Consider the following 20875-nt stretch of genomic DNA (forward strand, 5'->3'; position numbering starts at 1 on the left):
CTGACGCCCTCGCCGGTGTCCGCATGAGAATAGCTTCAGACGGAATGTTCGTGATTGGCAGAACGACCCGCGCTCTACGAAGAGCCGCGCAAGGTGTCGATTCCGAGCATCCACAACGGCCCTTCTCATCGGAACCCGACTCATGAATCAACCCGCGTCCACCGCCACCTCCCAGCGCTCGACATCGACTCTGGTGAAGCCGTCGTCGGCACACCCGGTCCTGGATCCCGAGATCCAGCAATTTCTCGATCTGGTCGCAGAGGCCGGCCAACATCCCGATCGTTTGCTGCTTCAACAGCCGGTCTCGTCCGGCGAGTCGGACCAGCGGCAAGCTCAGTCCGCCGACCGGTTTCCTGTGACCACCCAAGATCTGACGCTGCCCACCGGCCCGACCGGTTCGGTCAATATTCGCATCCTGCGCCCGCTCGCCGCGTCGTCCGCGCTGCCCGCCGTCCTGTATTTTCCGGGCGGCGGATGGAGCATGGGCGATCGTCTCACCCATGATCGACTGATCCGCCGGCTGGCAGTGCAAGCCGAGGCGGCGGTCGTATTCGTCGAGTACACGCGCACGCCGGAAGCACGTTACCCCACGCAGAACGAGCAGGCCTACGCGGCGTTGCTCTACGTGGTCGAGCATGCCGGTGTGCTGGGAATCGATAGCCGGGCGATCGCCGTTGCCGGCGACGGCGCGGGCGGCAATATGGCTGCCGTCATCGCGCTTCTGGCCAAAGTGCGGCGCGGCCCGCGGGTCGCGCTGCAGCTTCTGTTCTGCCCAATTCTGTCGGCAAACATGACGTCGGACTCTTACGGCCGCTACGCCGACGGCCCCGGATTGACTGCGCTTGCGTTGCAATCGTTCATTCGCGCGCAGTTCCCCGTTGAACGCCTGACCGACACGACGGCGATGCCCCTCCATGCCACGACCGCCGATCTTGAAGGCCTCCCGCCCACCCTGATCATCACGGCAGAAAACGACGTGGTACGGGACGATGCCGAGGCCTACGCACGCAACCTGATGCGCGCCGGCGTTCAGGTCAATGCAACCCGCTATCTCGGCACGATCCATGACTTCGTCGTCCTCGAAGGACTCGCCGACACGTTCCTCACGGATGCCGCACTGATGCAAGCGTGCAACACGTTGAAAACGTCGCTGCGACTTGCGGCGAGCCCTGTGCTTTCCTGACGCTACCCACGCGATCGGCATGTCATCAGAATTCGATGCGATTGCCGCTTGATCCGGGAACGTAGTTATTTTTCTTAATTGGGGCATTGCATCATGATGAAACTGGGACGCTTCGACATTGACCTGGGAATGCGCCGCTTGCGGCTGGATGGGCAGTCCGTCCGCCTCGGGTCCCGCGCCTTCGACATTCTGGCCGTGCTCGTCTCCGCAAATGGGCGCCTCGTGACGCGTGACGAATTGATGAAGGCAGTCTGGCCGGGCATCATCGTTGAAGAAGGCAATATCGACGTGCACTTGTCCGCCTTGCGCAAGGCACTCGGCGCAGATCGGGATCTCATCGTGACCGTACCCGGCCGCGGCTATCAATTGGCACAGCCTCAGATGCCTGAGGCGCCTGAACAGCCGCGGGGCATGTCGGCGCTGAAACCCTCCTTGCCGGCCCGTCGCGCAGCGTTAGTCGGGCGCGAGACCGCGACCCGCCAACTGTGCGAGGCCCTGACGTGCTCGCAGCTAGTGACGCTCACCGGCACGGGTGGCATCGGCAAGACGAGTCTCGCGATTGACGTGGCGCATCAGAAGGCCTCCCAGTTTGATGAACGCGTGTCGTTCGTGGAGTTGACTGCGCTGACCACCCAGGAAGCGGTGCTGCGCGCGATAGCGGAAAGCGGCTCGCTCGCCGTGGACAGCGCCGGCATCACCGTCCACGCAGTCGCGGCGGCGCTCTCTGAAACGCCGCGCCTGCTTGTGCTCGACAACGCGGAACATGTTGTCGGCAGCGTGGCGGAACTCATCGAGCGCTTGCTCGCGGGAAACAACGCGCTGCGCGTGCTGGTCACAAGTCGAGAGCCCTTGCGTATCCGTTCGGAAGTGCTCTTCAGAGTGGACCCCGCTGGCACTACCGAAAACCTGTTCCACCCACGAAGACATTCTGCAAAGTCCCGCCGTCGACCTGTTCATTCAGCGCGCGAACTCGCTGCCGGCCAATGTCCGCACCGATCGCGGCGAAATCCGCCTGATCGGCGAGATTTGCCGCAGACTGGACGGCATTCCGCTGGCCATCGAGCTGGCCGCGGCCCGGGTCGAAGCGCTGGGTGTCGACGGCGTGCGTCGCCGACTGGATGACCGGCTGGCAATCCTGACAGGCGGCTACCGCACCGCAATGCCGCGCCACCGAACGTTGCGCGCTACCTTTGATGCGAGTTTCGCGCTATTGAGCGAAACCGCTCAATGCCTGTTCCAGCGGCTCTCCCTATTCACCGCCCCGTTTACCTTCGAGTCCATGCATGCCGTTGTGTGCGATTCGGAACTGTCGGAAGAGGACGTGACCGATGGAATCGGCGAGCTGATTGCAAAATCCCTGGTCAACGTCAGTCTCGACGAATCGGAAGCGAAGTATCGGCTGTTCGAGTCCACCCGCGCTTACGCCGCCGACAAACTGCGAGAGCAAGCCGACATGTCGCGTCTTGCATCGCGCTACGCGCAGTATTTTTCGATGGACGCCGACGCACGCTCTGACCGTGAGGTCGCCATGGCTGACGCGCCGGCGGATTTGCTGGCTGCATGACCATGTGGACGACTCTCCGGCAATGCAAATCTGGTGAGACCAGGTCAGAGGCGTCACCCTGTCACGAGGGAACGGGGAGACGGGTTCACGGAGACTGTCGCGCCTTGATGTTCTTGCAAAGCCAGAAGAAGTGCGAACAACGTGCGAATATCGGCAACCGTACTCTTCTCATCGAAGTCGTCGGCAAGCAAAGCAAGCAGTTCGATAGCCTCAGGCGTTCTGCCCCGCTCGTGAAGCAGGCGGCCCAGCAAAATCGACGCCCGTAACGCCAACATCTTTGCGCCCTGCTCGCGGGACAGTTCAATGGATGTCTGGAAACAAGCGAACGCAGTGTTGAGTTTTTCCATAGCGGCCTCGCTATCGGCGTTGTGAGCGCGCGATTCGGCTCGAGCCAGTGTGCCACGCACACGCCACACCTCCGGCAGGAAGAAAAGCTCGCCATTCGCCTGGCAAAAATTCTGCGCCTCGCTCAGCCAGGCGGATGCCCGGTTCAGGTTGCCGTCCGCAATCAGCGCTTCCGCACAGGTAACGATCAATGGCGTAACCAGACGTCTGAAGCCGCGCGCAAGTAATGCCTCAAGCTTTTGCTCGAGCAATGCGGTCGCCGCCGCCCCTCGTCCGTCCAGTAGGTCGCGGCATGCCGCCAGACAATCGCAGTAATCCAGCCAGATTCCGAAACCATGCAGCGCGGCTTGCGATCGCATGATGTCGACATAGCGCGAGGCACGCTCCACGTCGCCGAACATTAGCGCGAGCGGTATCGCGGCCGCACCCAATACGTGCGTTAGCGAGGGTTCAAGCGTCTCCGAGCGCACCTGGTTGATGAGGGCGTCAAGGCGCGATAGCGACTCATCGGTCTTGCCCTCCAGCCAGGCAATTCGGACCAGCGTGCCGTTGCACATCACAGCTGGATCGACGGCGAACTTCCCACCGCCTTGCGGTCTGCTCTCCAGCCGTTCGAAGCGCTCCACTGCCTGCTCGAGAACCCACCGTGCCTCGGCGTGCCGGCCAAGGCAGTGCTGGGAAATGGCGAGCAGTTGATCCCCAAGGATAACGTGCCAAGCCATGCCGCTCTGGCTAACGAATTGCTGAAACCGCCTGGCGTAATGCTCCGACGCGTGGATATTTCCGGCGGACAGCATCGCGTTCCAAAGCCCCCAGAGGGCGCGGGCGTGGCACGGCCCGTCGCCGGTTTCCTCTGCGAGCGCAAGCACGTTTCCCCACAGTTCCACCGGCTTCGAGACATGGCCGCCAGCATAAGGCAACACAGAGGCAAGCGTAGCAAGCAACCGCATTTCCGCGCGAGTGTCGACCGACGCCGGGCGCAATTCATTCAGCGCTTCAATGGCCTGCTCGGCGCGCATGCAACATTCGTCGATCAGTCCCGTCTCGAGTAGCACCTCCGTGAGACTGGCGGCCAGTCCTACGCCGATTTGGACATCGCCTTGCTCAGAGAACGCCCAATCGAAAGCACTACGTGCGTTCTCCAGCCACTCATTGAGTTCTGTCTCCCGGCCGGATGGCTCGGAAGGGCTATCGCCCGATTGCGGGTGCCAGCAGCGAGAAAGGTAAGATGCATGGCGCGCGGCGATCCGCTTCTGCTCGCCCTCGGCGAGCAGCTTTTCAAGCGCATAGGCACGCGTCGATTCGGACAGGCGATAGAGGCTTACCGGTCCGTCGAACTCAACGTTGACCAGCGATTTCGCCACCAGCTCGTTAATGCAACTGATCGCGTCCGCTACCGCATAACTTTCGTCGCAGACCACCCCGCACATCGCCTCGAAATTAAAGCCGCCGCTGAATACCGCGAGCCGCCCGAAGAGTAGCTGGCTTGCCGGATTCAGCAGGGAAAAGCTCCAGTCGAAGGTCGCGCGCAAGGTTTGATGACGCGGCAGCGCGGTTCGGTAGCCGCCCGTCAGTAATGAAAAGCGGTCGTTCAGGTAGCGATGAACCTGCTCCAGGCCTAGCGCTTCCACGCGTGCCGCTGCCAACTCTAGCGCTAACGGAATGCCGTCGAGCCGACGGCAGATATCGCCGACAAGATGAATATTCGCGCCGACCGCATCCCTGCTTTGTTGCAGCGTATTCGCCCGCAACAAGAAAAGCCGGATCGCTGAACACCCCAAAATCTCAGCCTCGGTCGAACCCGGCGTGGGGACATCGAGTGGCTCAACCTTGTAGATCGTCTCGCCCATGATACGCAGCGGTTCGCGGCTCGTGACAAGCACCCGCAGGTGTTCGCAGTCCGCGATGAGCCTGTCGACTACCCAGGCGACGGCGTCGATCACATGCTCGGCGTTGTCGAGCACGAGCAGCCTTCTTGTGCCGGACAGCGCCGCAGCCAGTTGCGATATCTCGAGCGTCGCGTCAGCACTGCACAGGCCGCATGCTTCTGCGATCTTGCGCAAAACCGCATCGTGCGTGGTTACAGTGGCCAATTCGACGAAACAGACCGTTCCGTAGAGGCCATCCGAGGCACGGCGGGCAATTTCTTTGGCGAGGCTCGTCTTGCCTATTCCGCCGGCACCCACCAGCGTCAGCAGATGCGCGGTCTGGAGCAACGTGCGGATTTCACCTACCGAGGTGTCGCGACCGGTTAATTCGATGTCGCGGAATATCGCGCCCCGTTTAAGCGAGGCGCGGGAGTCGGTCACGGTCGCCCGAACGGCCCGTGGTCGTTGATTCAGATGATAGCCACGGCCCGGAATGGTGACGATCAGGCTACGATCCGCGCCAAGCGCTTTACGCAACGCGGACAGTTGCACATGGATATTGCATTCGTCGACCACGGTCTCCGGCCAGACGGCGTCCATCAATTCGCTTTTCGTTACGACCCGCCCGGCGGCGGAAGCGAGCACGGCAAGAATCTCGAAGGCGCGCGATCCCAAGGGTACAATTTTGCCGTCCTGGAACAGCGTTCGAATCCCCAGATCGATTTGAAAACGGCCCAACTCGATCACGCCACTACCGGGGTTCGCAGGTCGAATGGAATCCGTCATCTTCTTACTCGTATTTGAGGAGGCAGATCCTTATATCCGTTTGCGCCAAAATCTTATCGCATGCAGACAGTAAAACACACGGGTGTGAAAAAGCACAAGCGGTCGCAGCGAAAGCAGGCAAACGCTGAATTCTGAGGGCACTCAGGCCCGACGTTAATGGCAATTTTTTGTTGACCGTGACGGCGCCTGTCGCACGAGGCTCGCGCTTGCCACGTTATTGTTTTTTGCAACATCACGCTGCGAGTGTGCCCGCTTTACGCGCGTCGAGATACGGGTCCATAAACAAATCTCTTTTGAACAAAAGTCAACAATGAACGTCACCCTCGACGAATTGGAAGCCTTCATCGCCGTAGCCAATACAGGTTCGATGACAGCGGCCGCCCGCCAGCTTGAGCAGACGGTGTCGGCAACAAGCCGAACATTGGGGCGCCTCGAAGAAAAACTGAGGACGACGTTAATGCGTCGAAACACGCGCAGGATGGCGTTGACCGAGGAGGGGCGTCTTTTCCTTCAACACGCCCGCTCCATTATCGACTCCGTAGAGAACGCAGAAGAGCAGATGGTTGCACGGCGTGAGAATCCGTCGGGACTCTTGCGGGTCAATGCCGCGTCACCTTTTATGCTGCACGTAATTGCCCCACTCGTGAAAGGCTTTCACGAGCGTTATCCGCACGTTCACCTGGAACTGAACACGAACGACGATATCATCGATTTGCTCGAAAGTCGGACCGACGTCGCGATCCGGATTGGCCAACTGAAGGATTCGACGCTGCACAGCCGCCTCATTGGCAGCAGCCGCATGCGTGTTCTTGCAAGTCGGGAATACCTTGAGGCGCACGGGTGTCCACGCAAGGTTTCTGATCTTCGCAAGCACGCCCTACTGGGTTTCACGCAACCAGAGTCGCTCAATGTATGGCCATTGCTCGGGATCAACGGTGAACCTTTCCGTATAGAACCCACGCTTAGTTCGTCGAGTGGGGAGACGATTCGTCAATTAGCGCTCGAAGGCGTCGGTATAGTCTGCCTGTCGGATTTTATGACCCACCGAGACCGCGAAGCAGGACGCCTTACTCAGATCCTGGCTTCTCAGACTAAAGAGGTTCGACAGCCGATCCATGCTGTGTACTATCGCAATACAGCGGTCTCTTCGCGAATAGCTTCGTTCGTCGATTATCTGATCGAAGAAATTACCGGCGCCGGGACAACGACGCATCAGACTAAGTGGGCGCATCAAGTATAGATGAGCTACACGGCGCGGCTCTCGGCCTCGAAGATGGCAAATTGGGTTCGACTGCCCCCACTGTCGGAGATCCTGCGAAGAAAGGTCGCCGCGAGGCTGAAGGCGCGAGCGACGGTGCCATCGATGAATGGGCTGATCCTGCGGGCACCCCAAACAAGCCTCCATGAACGCCGCTGTCAGGAGGCTGGCACTTCGATGTCAAAGCTCTGAACGGCGAACATGCGTCGCCGAGTTTTCTCACACGACATACTCGCGCGGGGGGGTGCCGGTCGAGAATGCGAAAAAAACCCAGACCATCAAGGTCCGGGAAAATCTAGCAAACTGGGGCGCCCGCTGGAGGAGGTTCGATACGAAACTGGCTCGCTGCCGGGCATTGCCGCGATAGCGAGTCAGTTATTGAAATGAGTGCGCGCAACGGGTGCTGTGCGCTCAGATGGCGGTGCTCAATGACTAGATGCGTTCAGCATCTTGTTGGCTATCAGGCATCAAGGCATTAAGGATGGTTGTACATCGCGTTCCAGTCCCCCTTTGACACTGCCGGGCGTCCTGCTTCCGACGAACCGCTCACCACTCCGCCGTAACTATTTGCCGCGCCGTTCTGCGCAGCAACCTTCGCTTCAGCAGCCTGAATTTCAGCCGGATAGGTCGCATCGTTACGGGCTGACGGGTCATAGCCAGCCTTTTCGAGTTGAATCAATTCAGCGCGCACCTGCGCACGGGTCACTGGCTGGCTCGATTGGGCGAACACGGCAACCGGCGCTGCAAGGGCAGCGGCGACGACGACAGCTTCAATAAGGGACTTCATGGTACTTACCTCGAGACTTTGTTTTGTCCTGCTACGAACACCTTGTTCGTAACCACGAGCATATTTTAGGTAAGCGGACGCTTAAGATTAAGCCCGAGGTCAGGAAGGGATTGTTGCAATATATAGGGTAAACCCTGATTCTCGCGGAGGGTTGCCACCAAAAATACCGCCACAAGAGGCGGGCGCAACCCACATGCCGACACAGCAAATAAACAACACTCCGCAATTGGTATCTGTGCTTCCACGAAATGACAGACTACGCTTCGTTCACGGTTCTATTGTTCGAGCGTTGAAAAACTTTCCCGGTCACTTACCAATTACTGTGGATTGCTAATGAACAAGATACTTATTTCCGCGGCTACAGGCGCGCTTTTCGCTGCCGCGGCATCGTCGGTATTTGCGCAAAGCTCGGTCACGCTATACGGCATTGTCGATGAAGCCGTCCGGTATCAGACGAATGCCGGCCCCGGTGGCAAAGACCAGGTCGCCATGACATCCGGGCCGGAAACCCACAGCCGCTGGGGCCTGAGGGGCAGCGAGGATCTGGGCGATGGCTGGTCCGCAATCTTCCGCCTTGAAAACGGCTTCGAAGCTTTTAATGGGCAACTACACGTCCCCGGCACCCTGTTCAGTCGACAAGCTTTCGTGGGTCTGTCGAACAAAACGTGGGGCTCGCTGACTTTTGGCAGGCAATATGCACCGGCCTATGACACCTTGGGCGACATCTTCGACCCGCTGACCGTTGGCAACTATTGGCAAAACAGCTGGATGTATAACGGCATCGGCCCTTACCTCGAAGTGAACAACTCGGTCAAGTACAAGGGCAGCTTCGATGGCCTGGATGTCAATGCCCTTTACGGCTTTGGCAACCAGGCCGGCGCGGTCGGTCTCGGCGCCACCTATGCCGTGGAACTGACGTACACGTACGGCCCCGCCATGCTCAACGCGGGTTTCCAGCAGGTCTCCGTTCCGACATCTGCGACTGGCTCTTCGGTTGGCACCAGTGTCGGCAGTTCAATCAATGGCGCCAAGACCAATTTCCTGCACATCAGCGGCGCGTTTCAGATCACCCACGACATCCGCCTCCTGGCCGGTTGGCTGCGGGGACAGGACAAGACGGGGTTGACCGACAGCTACATGCAGCAATCTGGCGCGCCAACACTGAAAGGTGGCAGTCCGAACCGTATCGACGACACTTATTACGTCGGTGCGAACTGGCACGCCATGCCTGCACTGCTGTTCACGTTCGCCTACTACTACGGGCAGACGCGCAATGCTGAGCTGCTCGACGGCACGCTCGGGAGGGGGGTGAACCAATCGGCCACCGTTCTCGCCGAATACTCGTTCACGAAGCGCACGGAAGTCTACGGGATCACGGACTTCGCGCGCGGCACAGGCGCCTTCTCCGCCGACTACCCCGGCGGGGTCAACGGCGAGGGCGTTCCGACCAACACCATCGGCCGGACCAATCAGGTAGGCGTGGCAATCGGACTTCGCACGATGTTCTGAAGACGCATTCGTACCCTCCGACGCGGGCAGCGAAAAGGACAGCGGGCCGCCCGCGCAGCGGTTTCATGCAACCGGAAGTGACAGAGGGGCGGTCATTATTCACTTGAACGAATCCCGGCCCTGAGACTTGCGACGCACGCGCTAAACGGCGGCAGGGCGTGCGTCGCTCAAACGTATTTTGTCAGACGCCTTCGACGAGAACTGCGCGATAGCGCGCGCCCTTGAATCGGTGCTGCACAACCTCCTGATACGCCGGGCTGTCGTACCACGCACGCGCGGCAGCTGTCGACGGAAACTCCACGATCACGACGCCCTCTGGCGCGTCGCCCTCCAGGACCTGCTGAGGTCCGTAGGCAGCGAGAATCTTGACAGGATGACCTTTGAAGGTCTCGCCAACCTTGCTTTGGTAGACGTCGAGCTCAGCCTGATCCTGCGTGCTTTCCCTTGTGAAGACAATATAAGTCGCCATGACGTGCGCTCCCGCAGTGGTGTGAAGGTGCACAGGATAATGCCATGAAACCGCATTGCGCCTCCATACGCAGCGTCGGCGCGGATGCCGACCCGTTACCTGGGCGAGACAACCGCCCGATCATTGCAGACCGACATTCCCCGAATCGATCGCCGCCGGAATTTCCCAAGGCGATCTCCCTCCTCGCGTCGGACGCCTGGCGGACCCACTTCGACAATACGAGGTTCTGCCATGCAGGAGCGGTTCAACACGACTGGCGACTCTCCGGGAAACTTCCCTGAGAGTCTGCGCAGGTCGCGTGTATTGAGCGCGATGCGCACGTCGCGCAGGCTTTCGATCGACGGATGGGTGAGATTGGCACCCTGGACGTGGAGAATGTTCACGTCCGAGGCACTACCGATACCGAAAAAGGTCGCGGTCGTCGGCGAAACAAGGGGCGATATCAATGCCCATTTTGGGCGAGCCATCAATAGCAACTTTCCGAAGCTGCAGTTGACGTCGTCGGGATGCGACGGCTGGAGTGTCTCGGCATCAGCCGATCGCATCGGATCGTAGTCAGCTTGAATATGCTGCTTGTGGTCCGGGAACCCGAGTGGCCAGGTCATCTTTCACCTGCACTTCGATAGCATTCGAGCGCATGGGAACCGGTAGATGCTTCAAGTATCTCCGCCACGCATGGCAAACGTCGGACGTGTGGGATCACTGAGTGCAGCGTCTTCCCGAGACAGTGCGGCGGGAAGGATCATCTCGCCTGCGTTGGCGGGGCGGGGACGCGAAAACGGCATGAACACGGGTGTCCCGGCGGCGATTGCGCGCCCGCTGAGCACGCACGTCCCCTTATGTGGTGCATGCCTCAGTCGCCACATCTGCTCTGCGTAACAGCACCCCTGCGGATCACGCCAGGAAACGGTAATGGCGTTCTGGTCCGGCCGGTCGAGAACGACCACCAGTTGGTTTCGGCTGTGAGGATGCACCCCGGACCGACGCTCTGCGTCGCGCGTCGGCGCTGTCCGGCGTAGAAGTCCCTGCGACAGAACAGACGGGTGATCGGTTGGCGTTTTCGATCGCAGCAGATCGAGAATGCCCGACCAGATTCGGCGCTGCTGCCGCCTCGTGACCATGACGTGTTGTCCTCCGTACTGAGCCACCAGCCTCTCAACCGCATCATCGAAGCGACACCACCGCATGAAAACCCTGCTCCATCGCAGAAAGCCGCGGTCTCACGGACACCGGCCCTGGGCGAGGAGATGACCTACCGTTAGCCAAGCAGGTTAGCTACCCTGATAAATATCGCACGACAGCCCGATCACGCACGGTTGAGCTCCCCGGGTTTTGCCATAACCATTCCGTCCGCCGGGCTGGGCGCCGTAGTCCCAGACATTGTCGCGGTCCATCGGCCTCGCGGGCTGCGTTGCATTCATTGGCTGCTGCCCGGATGACTGATCGACATTGCCCGACGGTTGCATTCCTTAAGCGTCGGCAGCACCAGCCGCCGTGAGCAAAAATATCGCAACGACCGCGGACGGTTGCACCTTCATTTCATCACCTCTTCGTAGTCAACGGGTCGCACCAGCAACTCCGGCTTAGCTGGGGAGCGACTCCCCACAAGAGAACGCACGACTGAACCGTCGCGAAAAGTGAGCCGCGGCGTTACTCGCGTATCTCGAGATCGAAATCCAAACAAGATTTTCGAACGTGCGAAACCTGCTTGGGATCTTCGGGCCAGATTGCCCGAGCCTATATTTCCAGGGGATTGGGAGGGTGCTGAGTGCAGCGCGCCTGGTTGGGAGTCCAAGGTGCGAGTCGGCGTCCGAATTGGCAATGTCAACGGACGTTGTGACCGCTCGGCATGTAGCGTTCGCCCCTTCAAATATGTTATAGCGCAGGCAGTGCCACAGAGTTAGCGAATAATCGAGTCAGCCCTCCGGATGCTGTGGAGGAGGCTTTTGCCAATGAAGGGAGTACGACGTCGTGAGCGACATCGCGCAGCGTTCCCGCGAAGTCCGTCCCTCTTGCCGATTCAGTCATTCGGATAACGCGAGATGAAGCAAGATTTCGACACGTTTTGACAGAAACTAGAAAGAAACGCCGCCCTCCTCGCTCTAAACTTAATCCCGTCGCCCGAAGGGTTGTAGTGCAAATAGCGATCAACGAACCGGTTAGCGTGTCGGACTGACCGAATTGAGAGTTCGCGGTGAGCAAGCTGAAGAGTCTGGACGGACCGTTCGCCAGCCGCCACTCTGCACCTCAAAAATACCACCATGCCTACCGCCCGGAATGTGGTTCTCGCCGCCCATTAAGGTATCCTGATCTGATGGCGTTAGCTCGCCAAAATCGTCTATTTGTACGCGGCGCTACTTCCCGCAGGTGAAATCGCTGGTGCGCGCTTTTGACCGTGAACACGCGCTGGAGTCGGTCAAACACGATGCCGATTACATGGTGCGAGGAAACCTTGGAGTCCGTCCTGCTGCTCGGCCGTCAGGCCGTGCTGACTCTGCGGGCGTCGGAACTCGAAGCCGACGCGGTGACCGACGAAGTGCACAAGTGCGATGCCGAACGTTCTGCCCTGGAAACATCGGGTAGCCCCTTTGAAAGCGCTGATCAGATACGTGCTCGCTGGCGTTTTTTCAGCCCTCAGAAATCTATGTGTTGAAATATGCAGGCCAGAGCATGTTTACTCCAAATTCCATTCCCTATCAGCAACAACCTGGCTTTCAGCGCACCTACCGGCAAGGCCGCCTGAGCCTGGGTCTTTTCTTTCCCCTCGAAGCCTTCACCGGCGACACCCCGAGTATGCTCGACCAGGTGAGCCTGGCCCACCGTGCCGAAAAGCTGGGTTTCTCTGCTCTCTGGTTTCGCGACGTGCCGTTACGCGACCCCAGCTTCGGTGATTCGGGCCAAGTCTTCGATCCGTGGGTCTACCTGGGTTTTATGGCGGCACACACTCGCTCGATTGCGCTGGGTACCGCGTCGGTCATCCTGCCAATCCGTAATCCCCTACACACCGCCAAGGCCGCAACCAGTGTCGATCAGCTCAGTGGTGGCCGCCTGCTACTCGGCGTGGCTTCCGGCGACCGGCCAGTAGAGTTTCCAGCATTCGGTGTGGACCCGGAGCAGCGCGGCAGCCTGTTCCGCGAATATCTCGAGGTATTTCGCAAGGTTCAGCTCACCAGTTTCGTGCCTTTGACCTGGTCCGGCGGCAGACTTGAGGGGGCAGATCTGATTCCCAAACCGACCACGGCGGAAATTCCTTTCTTCGTCACCGGCCATAGCCGCCAGACGCTGGAGTGGATCGCCCGCTGCAGTCATGGCTGGATCACCTATCCGCGTGCGCCGAAGGCTCAGCAGTTGATTGTCGAGCGCTGGCGCACGGCGGTTCGTGCCGAATGTGGTGAACTGTTCAAACCCTTCACCCAGTCGCTATACATCGACCTGACAGCTAACCCGCAGACACCACCGCGGCCGATCCACCTGGGCTACCAACTGGGACGACATCACCTGATCGCGCTGCTGCACAGCTTGCAGGAGGTCGGCGTTAACCATGTAATCGTCAATTTGAAATACGGCCAACGCCCCGCAGGGGAGGTCATTGAGGAGATCGGTGAGTTCGTTCTACCTGACTTCGTCATGTCAACCTAAGCCGGCATGGTGCTGGAAAGCGACGAACGGCGCTTTCTATCGATGCCGCTTCGCGGGACTGGGAAGTAGCAGACATAAAGTCGCGATTGACTGAACATTCTCGTTACGAAACTCTGGAGAGCAGACGAACATGAAAACAGTAGTCGTAGCAGGCGCGGTTGGAGTTATCGGACGCGGAGTACTCGCACACTATGAAACCAGGGGAGTCGATCTGGTCGCCGTTTCCCGACGCGCACCTGATTTCCCGACCCGCGCCAGGCATTTGGCCGTCGACTTGCTGGACAGAGAGTCCTGCGAAGCGCTACTTGCACAAGTACCGGAAGCGACGCATCTCGTGTTCGCAGCCTACCAGGAGAAGCCAACGCCTGCGGAACTGGTCGCAGTGAATCTGCGGATGCTGAAGAACACGGTTGAGGTCATGGAGAAGTACGCTCCGAAGCTGCAGCACGTCACGCTGATGCAGGGAGGCAAGGCATACGGCGTGCATATTGGCCCGATTCCGTCGCCCGCGAAGGAGAGCGACCCGCGCCATATGCCACCGAACTTCTACTACGACCAGGAGGATTTCCTTCGGGAACGTTCAGTCGGCAAATCGTGGTCCTGGACTGCATTTCGCCCCGAGGGCGTCGCAGGGGTGGCGGTGGGCAATCCCATGAATCTGCTGATGGTGATTGCCGTCTATGGCACCTTAGCGAAGGCTCTGGGCGTTCCAATGTCTTTTCCCGGCCCGCGCGCCGCTTACGACGCGCTCTACCAGATCACCGATACTCGAATTCTCGCGAGCGCCGTCGATTGGGCAGGCGAGACCGACGCATGCCGAGGCGAGATTTACAACATCACGAACGGCGATTACTTCAGATGGTCTCGCGTCTGGCCGCGTCTGGCGGGGTTTTTCAATGCGCCGGTCGGTGAGCCGTTCCCCATGTCGTTACAGCAGATGATGGCCGACAAGGCAGAACTGTGGAACAGGCTGGTCGAGAAGCACAACCTTCGAGACTACCCGTATGACCAAATCGTATCGTGGAAATTTGGCGACATGATTTTCAAAACGACCTTTGACAACATCTCCAGCACGATAAAGGCGCGCAAACATGGCTTCCATGCTTGCATCGATTCAGAGGAAATGTACATCGAGATGCTGACCGATCTCAGGGAGCAACGTTACATTCCCTGACAGCTTCCGTCGCGCGAAAGCCGTCATGTAAAAATTCGGCCACCGACGTTGACATGACCACGACGGCCGTAACGGGCGAACGGCTGCAGCACGACAAAGGAGGCGCCCTCCGCGCCATTACGCCAACGGCGGTGGCGTTTACGTGCACTCAGGTTGCGTGACAGACAATTGAGCATCGGCCGGACAAACCAGGGCGAAGCCACAGGCCTCACAACGGCGCCATCGTTCTATTCGTGATCACTCCGCCGTCCCGCTGCGCCGACAACAACCCGTCGGCGATCTTCTCCGCCACCATGATGGTGGGTGCGTTCGTGTTGGCACCCGGAACGACCGGAAAGATCGACGCGTCGACAACTCGCAATCCCTGCACACCACGCACCCGCGCAAACTCGTCCGTCACGGCCAGTGGATCGTCGGTGCCACCCATGCGGCAAGTACACGAGGCATGCCATACACCAACGCACGCGCTCCGAATGAAAGCGCGCAATGCAGTATCGTCTCCGAGCAATTCGTCCAGCGTCGGACCGCCGGCCACGACACGCCGCATCAGGAAGCTGCGCAAGGGTGCCGGACCGTCGAGCAGTTTCGCCAGTACGTCCGTAATGAATCTGTTCTTCGCGCTCAGCATCGCTACCTGCCGCACCTTCTCACTGTAACTGGCGGGAAAAGGATCTTTGGTCACGGCTTGCATGCTCGCACTCGCCTGCAACAAGGCCATGCGCTGGAAACCGTCGACGAGCCGGTCCAGATCGCGTTCGTCGTCCAGCAGATTCAATGCGACGTTGGGTCGAACACGCCAGTCGCGCGACTGCAGCGTAACCTCGCCTCGCTTCGAGAACGGGTTGTTGACGTAGTTAAGCAAGGTGCCGATGCGGCGGCCCACCGCGTGCCACGATGTTTTCGTGACGCCGAGAATCAGCATATCGCCTTGCGGCGCACCGCCGATCTTCGACGAATAGCGCGCTCCGATGCGGATATGGTGGCGCGTCACATCGTTGATGCGCGCGCCGTCGTCGATGAACGACGCCAGTGCGATCGACGGATGTTCCATCAGGTTCTGCCCGACACCCGGCAGCGCCGCCACTATATCGACGCCGAGATCGCGCAGATGCGCGACCGGACCGATCCCGGAGCGCAGCAGCAACGCCGGCGAACCGATTGCGCCCGACGAGACGATGATCTCGCCGCCGCCCACGCGTTTGCCCTTGTCGCCTTCCTGAATCACGACGCCGGTGCAACGCGTGCCATCGAAGATCAGGCTCGATACTTCGGTGCCGGTTCTGATCGTCAGGTTCGGCCGACTGCGCGTCGCCGCGTCCAGGTAAGTCGTCGCGACCGACACGCGCTGCTCGTTGAAATTGGAAATCGCAATCGGGAAATAGCCGTCGCGGAAGTCGCCGTTCTGATCCGGCAGATAGTCATAACCTTGCGCCTCGAGTGCCGCGGCGACAGCTCGCGCATGGCCGCACCATTGCTCGGGGAAAATGCGCCGCACACGTATCGGCCCATCCGTGCCGTGCAGCGCATCATGAAAGTCAATATCCGTTTCCATTCGCTTGAAGAATGGCAGCACGGATTGCCAATTCCAGCCCCGCGCGCCGTGCGCCTCCCAGGCGTCGTAATCGGACGGCGCCCCACGATTCAAGAACTGGCCGTTGATCGACGAACCGCCGCCGAGAATGCGTGCCTGTTCATACTTGCGTGCGCGCCCCGCTACACCGTTAATCCGCACAGTCGTCGCTTGCAAATCCGGCCAGACGTAGTCGGGATTCAGATAAGCGGTGCCCGGATAGCTGTCGAGGATCGCGGGCGGTACGTTGTCGAGCGAAATGTCGGCGCCCGCCTCGCAGAGAAGCACGCGGTTGGCGGCCTTCGCTGACAGGCGGCTCGCCAGTACGCAGCCGGCCGATCCGCCGCCGACGATGATGTAGTCGAAATGCTCAGAGAAAGACGTTGCAGGCATGTGGCACTCCTTTCACATGCGCGCGCGGTAACGCTGCGGAAATCGCGCACTTCGGGTTCGAGCGGTTGGCTGGTCGGGGCAGGTGCACGAGCGCATGGCATCCATGGCTATGCATTGATCCACACCGCCTTGGTATTGAGGAACTCCTCGACGTGTTCGCGTCCAGACTCGCGGCCGTAACCGCTCATCTTGTAACCGCCGAACGGCACCGCTGGATCCATCGCCTGATAGCAATTGACCCACACGGAACCCGTGCGCAGGCCACGTGTGACCTGCTGCGCCGTGGCGAGACTGCGGGTCCACACGCCGCCGCCGAGGCCGAAGTCCGAGGTGTTGGCACGCGCGATCACATCGGCCGCGTCGCTGAACCGCAGCGCGGAAATCACCGGACCGAAGATTTCCTCTTTCGCGATGCGCATCTCGTCGCGCACGTTGGCGAACACCGTGGGGCGCACGAAGAATCCGTTGCTCAATTCGGACTGGCCAGCCGGCAGGCCTCCGCCGAGCAGCGTCGCGCCTTCATCCTGACCAGCGCGCAAATAGCCGGCGACGCGCGCCAATTGTTGCTCGGACACGAGCGGCCCGAGCTGCGTGCCGGGGTCGGCGGGATCGCCAACGCGCAATGCGTTGCCGAACGCCGCGACCTTTTCGACAAACTCGTCGTACACCGCCTCCTGCACGAACAGCCGCGTGCCGGCGCTGCAGATCTGCCCGGAGTTGGCGAATACCGCCATCGCGGCAGCCGGCACCGCGGCGTCGAGATCGGCGTCGGCGAAAATGATGTGAGGCGATTTACCACCCAATTCGAGCGATAGACGCTTGATGTTGCCGGCCGACGCCTCGATGATCTTCTGCCCGACGTGGGTGGATCCGGTGAAGGCGATCTTGTCGACGTCATGGTGCGCGGCCAATGCCGCGCCCGCGTTACCACGTCCGGTGACCACGTTCAGCACGCCCGCCGGCAAGCCCGCTTCGAGGCAGAGTTCTCCTAACCGCAACGACGACAGCGGTGACTGCTCAGCGGGTTTCAGCACCACCGTGCAGCCGGTGGCCAACGCCGGGCCGATCTTCCACAACGCCAGGGTCAGTGGTCCATTCCAGGGCGTAATGGCGCCGACCACACCGACCGGCTCCTTCACCGTGTACGAAAAGATATCGCCTGGAACCGAATTCGGAATTGTCTCGCCATGAATGCTCATCGCAAGACCTGCGTAATAGCGAATCAGACCGACGGCGCGCTCGCGCGAAGCACGCGTGCGCAGCAAAGGTGCGCCCATATCGAGCGTATCCAGCGACGCCAGTTCTTCGTAATGTTCGTCGAGGACATCGGCGAGACGCAGCAGCAGCGCCTGGCGCCCGGCCGGCTTGAAACGGCTCCACGGCCCTTCGAAAGCCTTGCGCGCCGAGGCGACAGCGCGATCGATATCGACCGCGTCGCCATCGGACACGGTCGCGATCACGCGCCCCGTAGCCGGATTGATCGACGTGAACGTCTGCCCGGAGGCTGCGCTCACATGCTGACCGTCGATCAGTAGTCGCTTCTCGCCTTCGCGAAGGAAAGTCTGCTTGTCGCGCAAGGCGTCATTGAATGACATCATGCCTGTCTCCTGTGAGCGGCGGCGTGACCGCTCCGTTTTGTATCGCGAGCTTTCGCACGCGGCTTTGAGTCTCTATGCGATCGAGGTCTTCGCGACAGACGGGACTGCGCTTTGCGAGGCGACGCGTGGCTCGCTGTTCAACTCGCCCGCCGCGATCTGCTCACGCAACCTGTACTTCTGGATCTTCCCTGACGACGTTGCGGGAAACTCGTCGACGAAGAACCACAACGCCGGCGTCTTGTACGCTGCGAGCCGCGCGCGGCAGAAGGCGTGCAGGTCGTCGGCGGCCGGCTTCGGTGCGTCGGCTTTGAAGCGAACCACCGCAGCCACGATTTCGCCCCACTTCGCATCCGGCGCTCCGACCACCGCGACCTGTGCAACGGCCGCGTGGGTCCACAGCACGTCTTCGATCTCTTTCGGGTAGATGTTCTCGCCGCCGCGGATGATCGAATCCTTCAAACGCCCGGTGATGCGCAGATAGCCGTGCTCGTCCATTCGTGCCTGGTCGCCGGTGCGCAGCCAGCCGTCCTCGCGAAGCGTGCTTTTCGACGCTTCGTGCATGTCGAAATAGCCGAGCATGGATTGATAACCGCGTGCCCAGATTTCGCCCGTCTGGCCGAGCGGCAGAGTGGCGCCGGTTTGCGGGTCGGCAATCTTCACTTCCATCTGCGGCGCGGGACGTCCAATGGTTTCGGCCTGGCGCTCCGGTGTGTCGTCCGGAAAGGTCTGGCAGATGACGCCGTTCAGTTCCGTTTGCCCAAACGTGATCGTGAAGCGGCAATCGAAAGTCTGCATGACTTTGACCACCAGCGGCGCGGGCACGGGCGTGCCGCCGCTCATGATCATCTTCAGACTCGTCAGATCCAGTCGCGGCCGGCTCGGGTGCTCCATCAACGCGATCACCATGGTGGGCACCGCATGAATGTGATTGCCCCGCTCCGCGGCGATCAGGTCGAGCATGAAGGCAGCGTCGAACTGCGTGAGCATCACGAACGTGCCCAGCCGCGTGAACGCGCCCAACTGACTCCCCGCGCAGCCGCCGACGTGAAAGAGCGGCATTGCGCTGATCCACACGCCGCCTTCCGGAAAGTCCGCGCGCAACGATGCGAAGCGTGATGCGTTGACCAGGCCGCGATGGTGCAGGCACGCCCCCTTCGGAAAACCGGTGGTACCGGACGTGAACTGAATCTGCACCATATCGGTGGCTTGCACGCGCGGCAATTCAACCGGCGTGTCGCCAGCCTCGCAGAATCGCGCCCAGTCGTCGAAGCAGACCGTCTCGCGCAGATGCGGCAAGCTCGGAGCAATCGCGTCGACGATCGCACGTTGATCGGTGTTGCGATACGCCGCCGTGAAAAATATCCCCGCTGCTCGGGCACTGCGCAAAACATGGCGGACTTCATCGGCGAGATAGGCGGGGTTGACCGTCACGAGCACCAGACCCGCGAGACTCGCGCCATGCTGCAACAGAATCCATTCGGCGGAATTGGGCGACCACACCGCCACTCTGTCGCCGGGAGCGAAGCGTTTCAGCAAGGCAAACGCCACCCGTTCGGCGGCACTCAACAGTTCGCGGTAGGTCCAGCGGCGCGTGGCCTTCGTGGCGGCGTTGCCTTCCACGAACGCAATTCGATCGGGCACCTGCCGTGCGGCGTCACGCAACACGTCGCCGAGCGTGGTTTCCCACAGATCCGGAGCGCGGTCCGCTGGCCAATATGACTCTTCAAGTTTCAACTCAGCTTGCATCCCGTTTCTCCTTCCTGCCCGACGTCGATGCAGACTGGCGGTCCGCATCACGTGTGTCCCGTTTCAGCGTACAGCCGACTGCGCGGTTCACGGCGCCGCCAACGCAGCGAACGCCGGCGCGCGTTTTTCCTGCATCGACTTGACGCCTTCCTGATAGTCGGGCGCCTTCATCAGTTCGCCGATCAGCCGCTTCGAATCTTCCACAGCAGCGCCCACGTTGGCGCTCAGCAACTCGGCATAGACCTGCCGCTTGGCGGTTTTGACCGCGATCGGCGAGGTGGTCTTCGCAAGGTCTTTGGCGATCTGCATGATCCGCGATTCAAATGTTTCCGCCTCGAACACGCCGTTCAGCCAGCCCATCCGGTCCGCTTCCTCGGCAACCAGCACGCGGCCGGAGATCAGAATATCCATGGCATGCGTCAGACCGACGATGCGCGGCAGTATCCACGCGAGCCCGTATTCGGCCGGCAGGCCCAGGCGCGGCGTCGAGGTGGTCAGCTTGGCGCCGCTCACGGCATAGCGCAGGTCGCAGAACGACGCGAGTGCAACGGCAATGCCCGCGCAGGCGCCGTTGATCGCAGCGATCACAGGCTTTTGCAAACCCCAGTGCCAGACCATCTCGTGATCGAATTCCTCACGCACACCATGTCCCGGTTGTGGCAACGCCTGTGCGTTGGTGCTTTCCACATAATCCTGTTTTGCGTCGACGTAGTGATCGAGCGCCTTGAAATCGGCGCCGACGCAAAACTGCCGCCCGGCGCCCGTCACGACGATGACCCGCACCTCCGGATCCGCGTCGTGACTCGCCATCAGCCAGCGATACTCCTCGTTCATGCGTTTGGTCCAGGAATTGCCGCGACCGGGGCGGCTCAAACGCACAATCGCCACGCCATCTTCCTTGCTCGTTTCCGTGACATGCAGATTCATACTCGTCTCCTCTCATGTGCATGCGACAGGCGCTCAATCACGGCGCCGTCGATGTCCGC

At 60.5% G+C, this 20875-nt stretch carries 17 protein-coding genes; 8 read left to right on the plus strand and 9 right to left on the minus strand.

The genetic code is table 11. From position 1 onward, the window contains the following. The first annotated feature begins 142 nt into the window (after window positions 1–142). From HWX91_RS13735 to HWX91_RS13745, 3 genes are all read left to right on the plus strand, one after another. Window positions 143–1183 carry an alpha/beta hydrolase gene (locus tag HWX91_RS13735; RefSeq protein WP_028194266.1) on the plus strand — a complete coding sequence of 347 codons (1041 nt, stop codon included), beginning with the start codon at window positions 143–145 and terminating at the stop codon, window positions 1181–1183. A gap of 93 nt (window positions 1184–1276) precedes the next feature. Next, entirely contained in the window at window positions 1277–2305 is a 1029-nt protein-coding gene (locus tag HWX91_RS13740; RefSeq protein WP_081832910.1) for a winged helix-turn-helix domain-containing protein, read from the plus strand. 37 nt (window positions 2306–2342) lie between these two features. Beyond that, window positions 2343–2747, plus strand: a complete 405-nt coding sequence (locus HWX91_RS13745) for a winged helix-turn-helix domain-containing protein (protein ID WP_052660607.1) — start codon at window positions 2343–2345, stop codon at window positions 2745–2747. 53 nt (window positions 2748–2800) lie between these two features. Here the strand turns inward: HWX91_RS13745 and HWX91_RS13750 are convergent, their stop codons facing one another. After that, a complete protein-coding gene (locus tag HWX91_RS13750) occupies window positions 2801–5746 on the minus strand; it encodes an ATP-binding protein (protein ID WP_221306720.1) in 2946 nt (981 codons plus the stop codon). 310 nt (window positions 5747–6056) lie between these two features. Between HWX91_RS13750 and HWX91_RS13755 the strand changes: the two genes are divergently transcribed. Next, window positions 6057–6986 carry a LysR family transcriptional regulator gene (locus tag HWX91_RS13755; RefSeq protein WP_042273707.1) on the plus strand — a complete coding sequence of 310 codons (930 nt, stop codon included), beginning with the start codon at window positions 6057–6059 and terminating at the stop codon, window positions 6984–6986. 493 nt (window positions 6987–7479) lie between these two features. Here the strand turns inward: HWX91_RS13755 and HWX91_RS13760 are convergent, their stop codons facing one another. After that, window positions 7480–7791, minus strand: coding sequence for a DUF4148 domain-containing protein (locus tag HWX91_RS13760; RefSeq protein ID WP_028194267.1), 312 nt, complete (start codon window positions 7789–7791; stop codon window positions 7480–7482). Window positions 7792–8124: 333 nt separating this feature from the next. On the opposite strand from HWX91_RS13760, the gene HWX91_RS13765 reads away from it, so the two are divergent. Then, the gene (locus HWX91_RS13765) at window positions 8125–9300 is read left to right on the plus strand and encodes a porin (protein WP_028194268.1); all 1176 of its coding nucleotides are present in this window, start codon (window positions 8125–8127) and stop codon (window positions 9298–9300) included. 181 nt (window positions 9301–9481) lie between these two features. On the opposite strand, the gene HWX91_RS13770 is transcribed toward HWX91_RS13765, so the two are convergent. The 3 genes from HWX91_RS13770 to HWX91_RS41305 all read right to left on the minus strand — a co-directional run bounded on the left by HWX91_RS13770 (window position 9482) and on the right by HWX91_RS41305 (window position 10956). After that, window positions 9482–9769, minus strand: a complete 288-nt coding sequence (locus HWX91_RS13770) for a DUF1330 domain-containing protein (RefSeq protein ID WP_028194269.1) — start codon at window positions 9767–9769, stop codon at window positions 9482–9484. A 95-nt stretch (window positions 9770–9864) separates the two neighbouring features. Then, window positions 9865–10374: a hypothetical protein gene (locus HWX91_RS40685; protein WP_244144066.1), complete on the minus strand. Its 510-nt coding sequence runs from the start codon at window positions 10372–10374 to the stop codon at window positions 9865–9867. A gap of 51 nt (window positions 10375–10425) precedes the next feature. Further along, window positions 10426–10956 (minus strand): DUF3331 domain-containing protein, encoded by a 531-nt coding sequence (locus HWX91_RS41305; protein ID WP_081832911.1) that lies wholly within the window; start codon window positions 10954–10956, stop codon window positions 10426–10428. Between the two features lie 1238 nt (window positions 10957–12194). Here HWX91_RS41305 and HWX91_RS13785 point away from each other — a divergent pair. The 3 genes from HWX91_RS13785 to HWX91_RS13795 all read left to right on the plus strand — a co-directional run bounded on the left by HWX91_RS13785 (window position 12195) and on the right by HWX91_RS13795 (window position 14582). Next, window positions 12195–12422: a hypothetical protein gene (locus HWX91_RS13785; protein WP_028194271.1), complete on the plus strand. Its 228-nt coding sequence runs from the start codon at window positions 12195–12197 to the stop codon at window positions 12420–12422. Window positions 12423–12439: 17 nt separating this feature from the next. Then, window positions 12440–13408, plus strand: a complete 969-nt coding sequence (locus tag HWX91_RS13790) for an LLM class oxidoreductase (RefSeq protein WP_028194272.1) — start codon at window positions 12440–12442, stop codon at window positions 13406–13408. A 130-nt stretch (window positions 13409–13538) separates the two neighbouring features. Beyond that, window positions 13539–14582, plus strand: coding sequence for an SDR family oxidoreductase (locus HWX91_RS13795; protein ID WP_028194273.1), 1044 nt, complete (start codon window positions 13539–13541; stop codon window positions 14580–14582). 208 nt (window positions 14583–14790) lie between these two features. On the opposite strand, the gene HWX91_RS13800 is transcribed toward HWX91_RS13795, so the two are convergent. The 4 genes from HWX91_RS13800 to HWX91_RS13815 form a co-directional block, all read right to left on the minus strand. After that, entirely contained in the window at window positions 14791–16545 is a 1755-nt protein-coding gene (locus HWX91_RS13800) for a GMC family oxidoreductase (RefSeq protein ID WP_028194274.1), read from the minus strand. A gap of 107 nt (window positions 16546–16652) precedes the next feature. Continuing rightward, window positions 16653–18143, minus strand: a complete 1491-nt coding sequence (locus tag HWX91_RS13805; protein ID WP_162181278.1) for an aldehyde dehydrogenase family protein — start codon at window positions 18141–18143, stop codon at window positions 16653–16655. 72 nt (window positions 18144–18215) lie between these two features. Then, on the minus strand, window positions 18216–19889 hold the full coding sequence (locus HWX91_RS13810) for an AMP-binding protein (protein WP_174459529.1): 1674 nt from the start codon (window positions 19887–19889) through the stop codon (window positions 18216–18218). An 87-nt stretch (window positions 19890–19976) separates the two neighbouring features. Beyond that, the gene (locus HWX91_RS13815; RefSeq protein WP_028194277.1) at window positions 19977–20816 is read right to left on the minus strand and encodes an enoyl-CoA hydratase-related protein; all 840 of its coding nucleotides are present in this window, start codon (window positions 20814–20816) and stop codon (window positions 19977–19979) included. Between the last annotated feature and the right edge of the window lie 59 nt (window positions 20817–20875).

It is taken from the genome of Paraburkholderia fungorum (assembly GCF_902833645.1).
GTDB lineage: Bacteria > Pseudomonadota > Gammaproteobacteria > Burkholderiales > Burkholderiaceae > Paraburkholderia > Paraburkholderia fungorum.

Coding starts and splice junctions, on each gene's coding strand:
- HWX91_RS13800 (WP_028194274.1), bottom strand. CDS start 16,545: ATGCCTGCAACGTCTTTCTCTGAGCATTTCGACTACATCATCGTCGGC.
- HWX91_RS13750 (WP_221306720.1), bottom strand. CDS start 5,746: ATGACGGATTCCATTCGACCTGCGAACCCCGGTAGTGGCGTGATCGAG.
- HWX91_RS13760 (WP_028194267.1), bottom strand. CDS start 7,791: ATGAAGTCCCTTATTGAAGCTGTCGTCGTCGCCGCTGCCCTTGCAGCG.
- HWX91_RS13735 (WP_028194266.1), top strand. CDS start 143: ATGAATCAACCCGCGTCCACCGCCACCTCCCAGCGCTCGACATCGACT.
- HWX91_RS13815 (WP_028194277.1), bottom strand. CDS start 20,816: ATGAATCTGCATGTCACGGAAACGAGCAAGGAAGATGGCGTGGCGATT.
- HWX91_RS13765 (WP_028194268.1), top strand. CDS start 8,125: ATGAACAAGATACTTATTTCCGCGGCTACAGGCGCGCTTTTCGCTGCC.
- HWX91_RS13770 (WP_028194269.1), bottom strand. CDS start 9,769: ATGGCGACTTATATTGTCTTCACAAGGGAAAGCACGCAGGATCAGGCT.
- HWX91_RS13755 (WP_042273707.1), top strand. CDS start 6,057: ATGAACGTCACCCTCGACGAATTGGAAGCCTTCATCGCCGTAGCCAAT.
- HWX91_RS13795 (WP_028194273.1), top strand. CDS start 13,539: ATGAAAACAGTAGTCGTAGCAGGCGCGGTTGGAGTTATCGGACGCGGA.
- HWX91_RS40685 (WP_244144066.1), bottom strand. CDS start 10,374: ATGACCTGGCCACTCGGGTTCCCGGACCACAAGCAGCATATTCAAGCT.
- HWX91_RS13785 (WP_028194271.1), top strand. CDS start 12,195: ATGCCGATTACATGGTGCGAGGAAACCTTGGAGTCCGTCCTGCTGCTC.
- HWX91_RS13745 (WP_052660607.1), top strand. CDS start 2,343: ATGCCGCGCCACCGAACGTTGCGCGCTACCTTTGATGCGAGTTTCGCG.
- HWX91_RS13810 (WP_174459529.1), bottom strand. CDS start 19,889: ATGCAAGCTGAGTTGAAACTTGAAGAGTCATATTGGCCAGCGGACCGC.
- HWX91_RS13740 (WP_081832910.1), top strand. CDS start 1,277: ATGATGAAACTGGGACGCTTCGACATTGACCTGGGAATGCGCCGCTTG.
- HWX91_RS13805 (WP_162181278.1), bottom strand. CDS start 18,143: ATGATGTCATTCAATGACGCCTTGCGCGACAAGCAGACTTTCCTTCGC.
- HWX91_RS41305 (WP_081832911.1), bottom strand. CDS start 10,956: ATGCGGTGGTGTCGCTTCGATGATGCGGTTGAGAGGCTGGTGGCTCAG.
- HWX91_RS13790 (WP_028194272.1), top strand. CDS start 12,440: ATGTTTACTCCAAATTCCATTCCCTATCAGCAACAACCTGGCTTTCAG.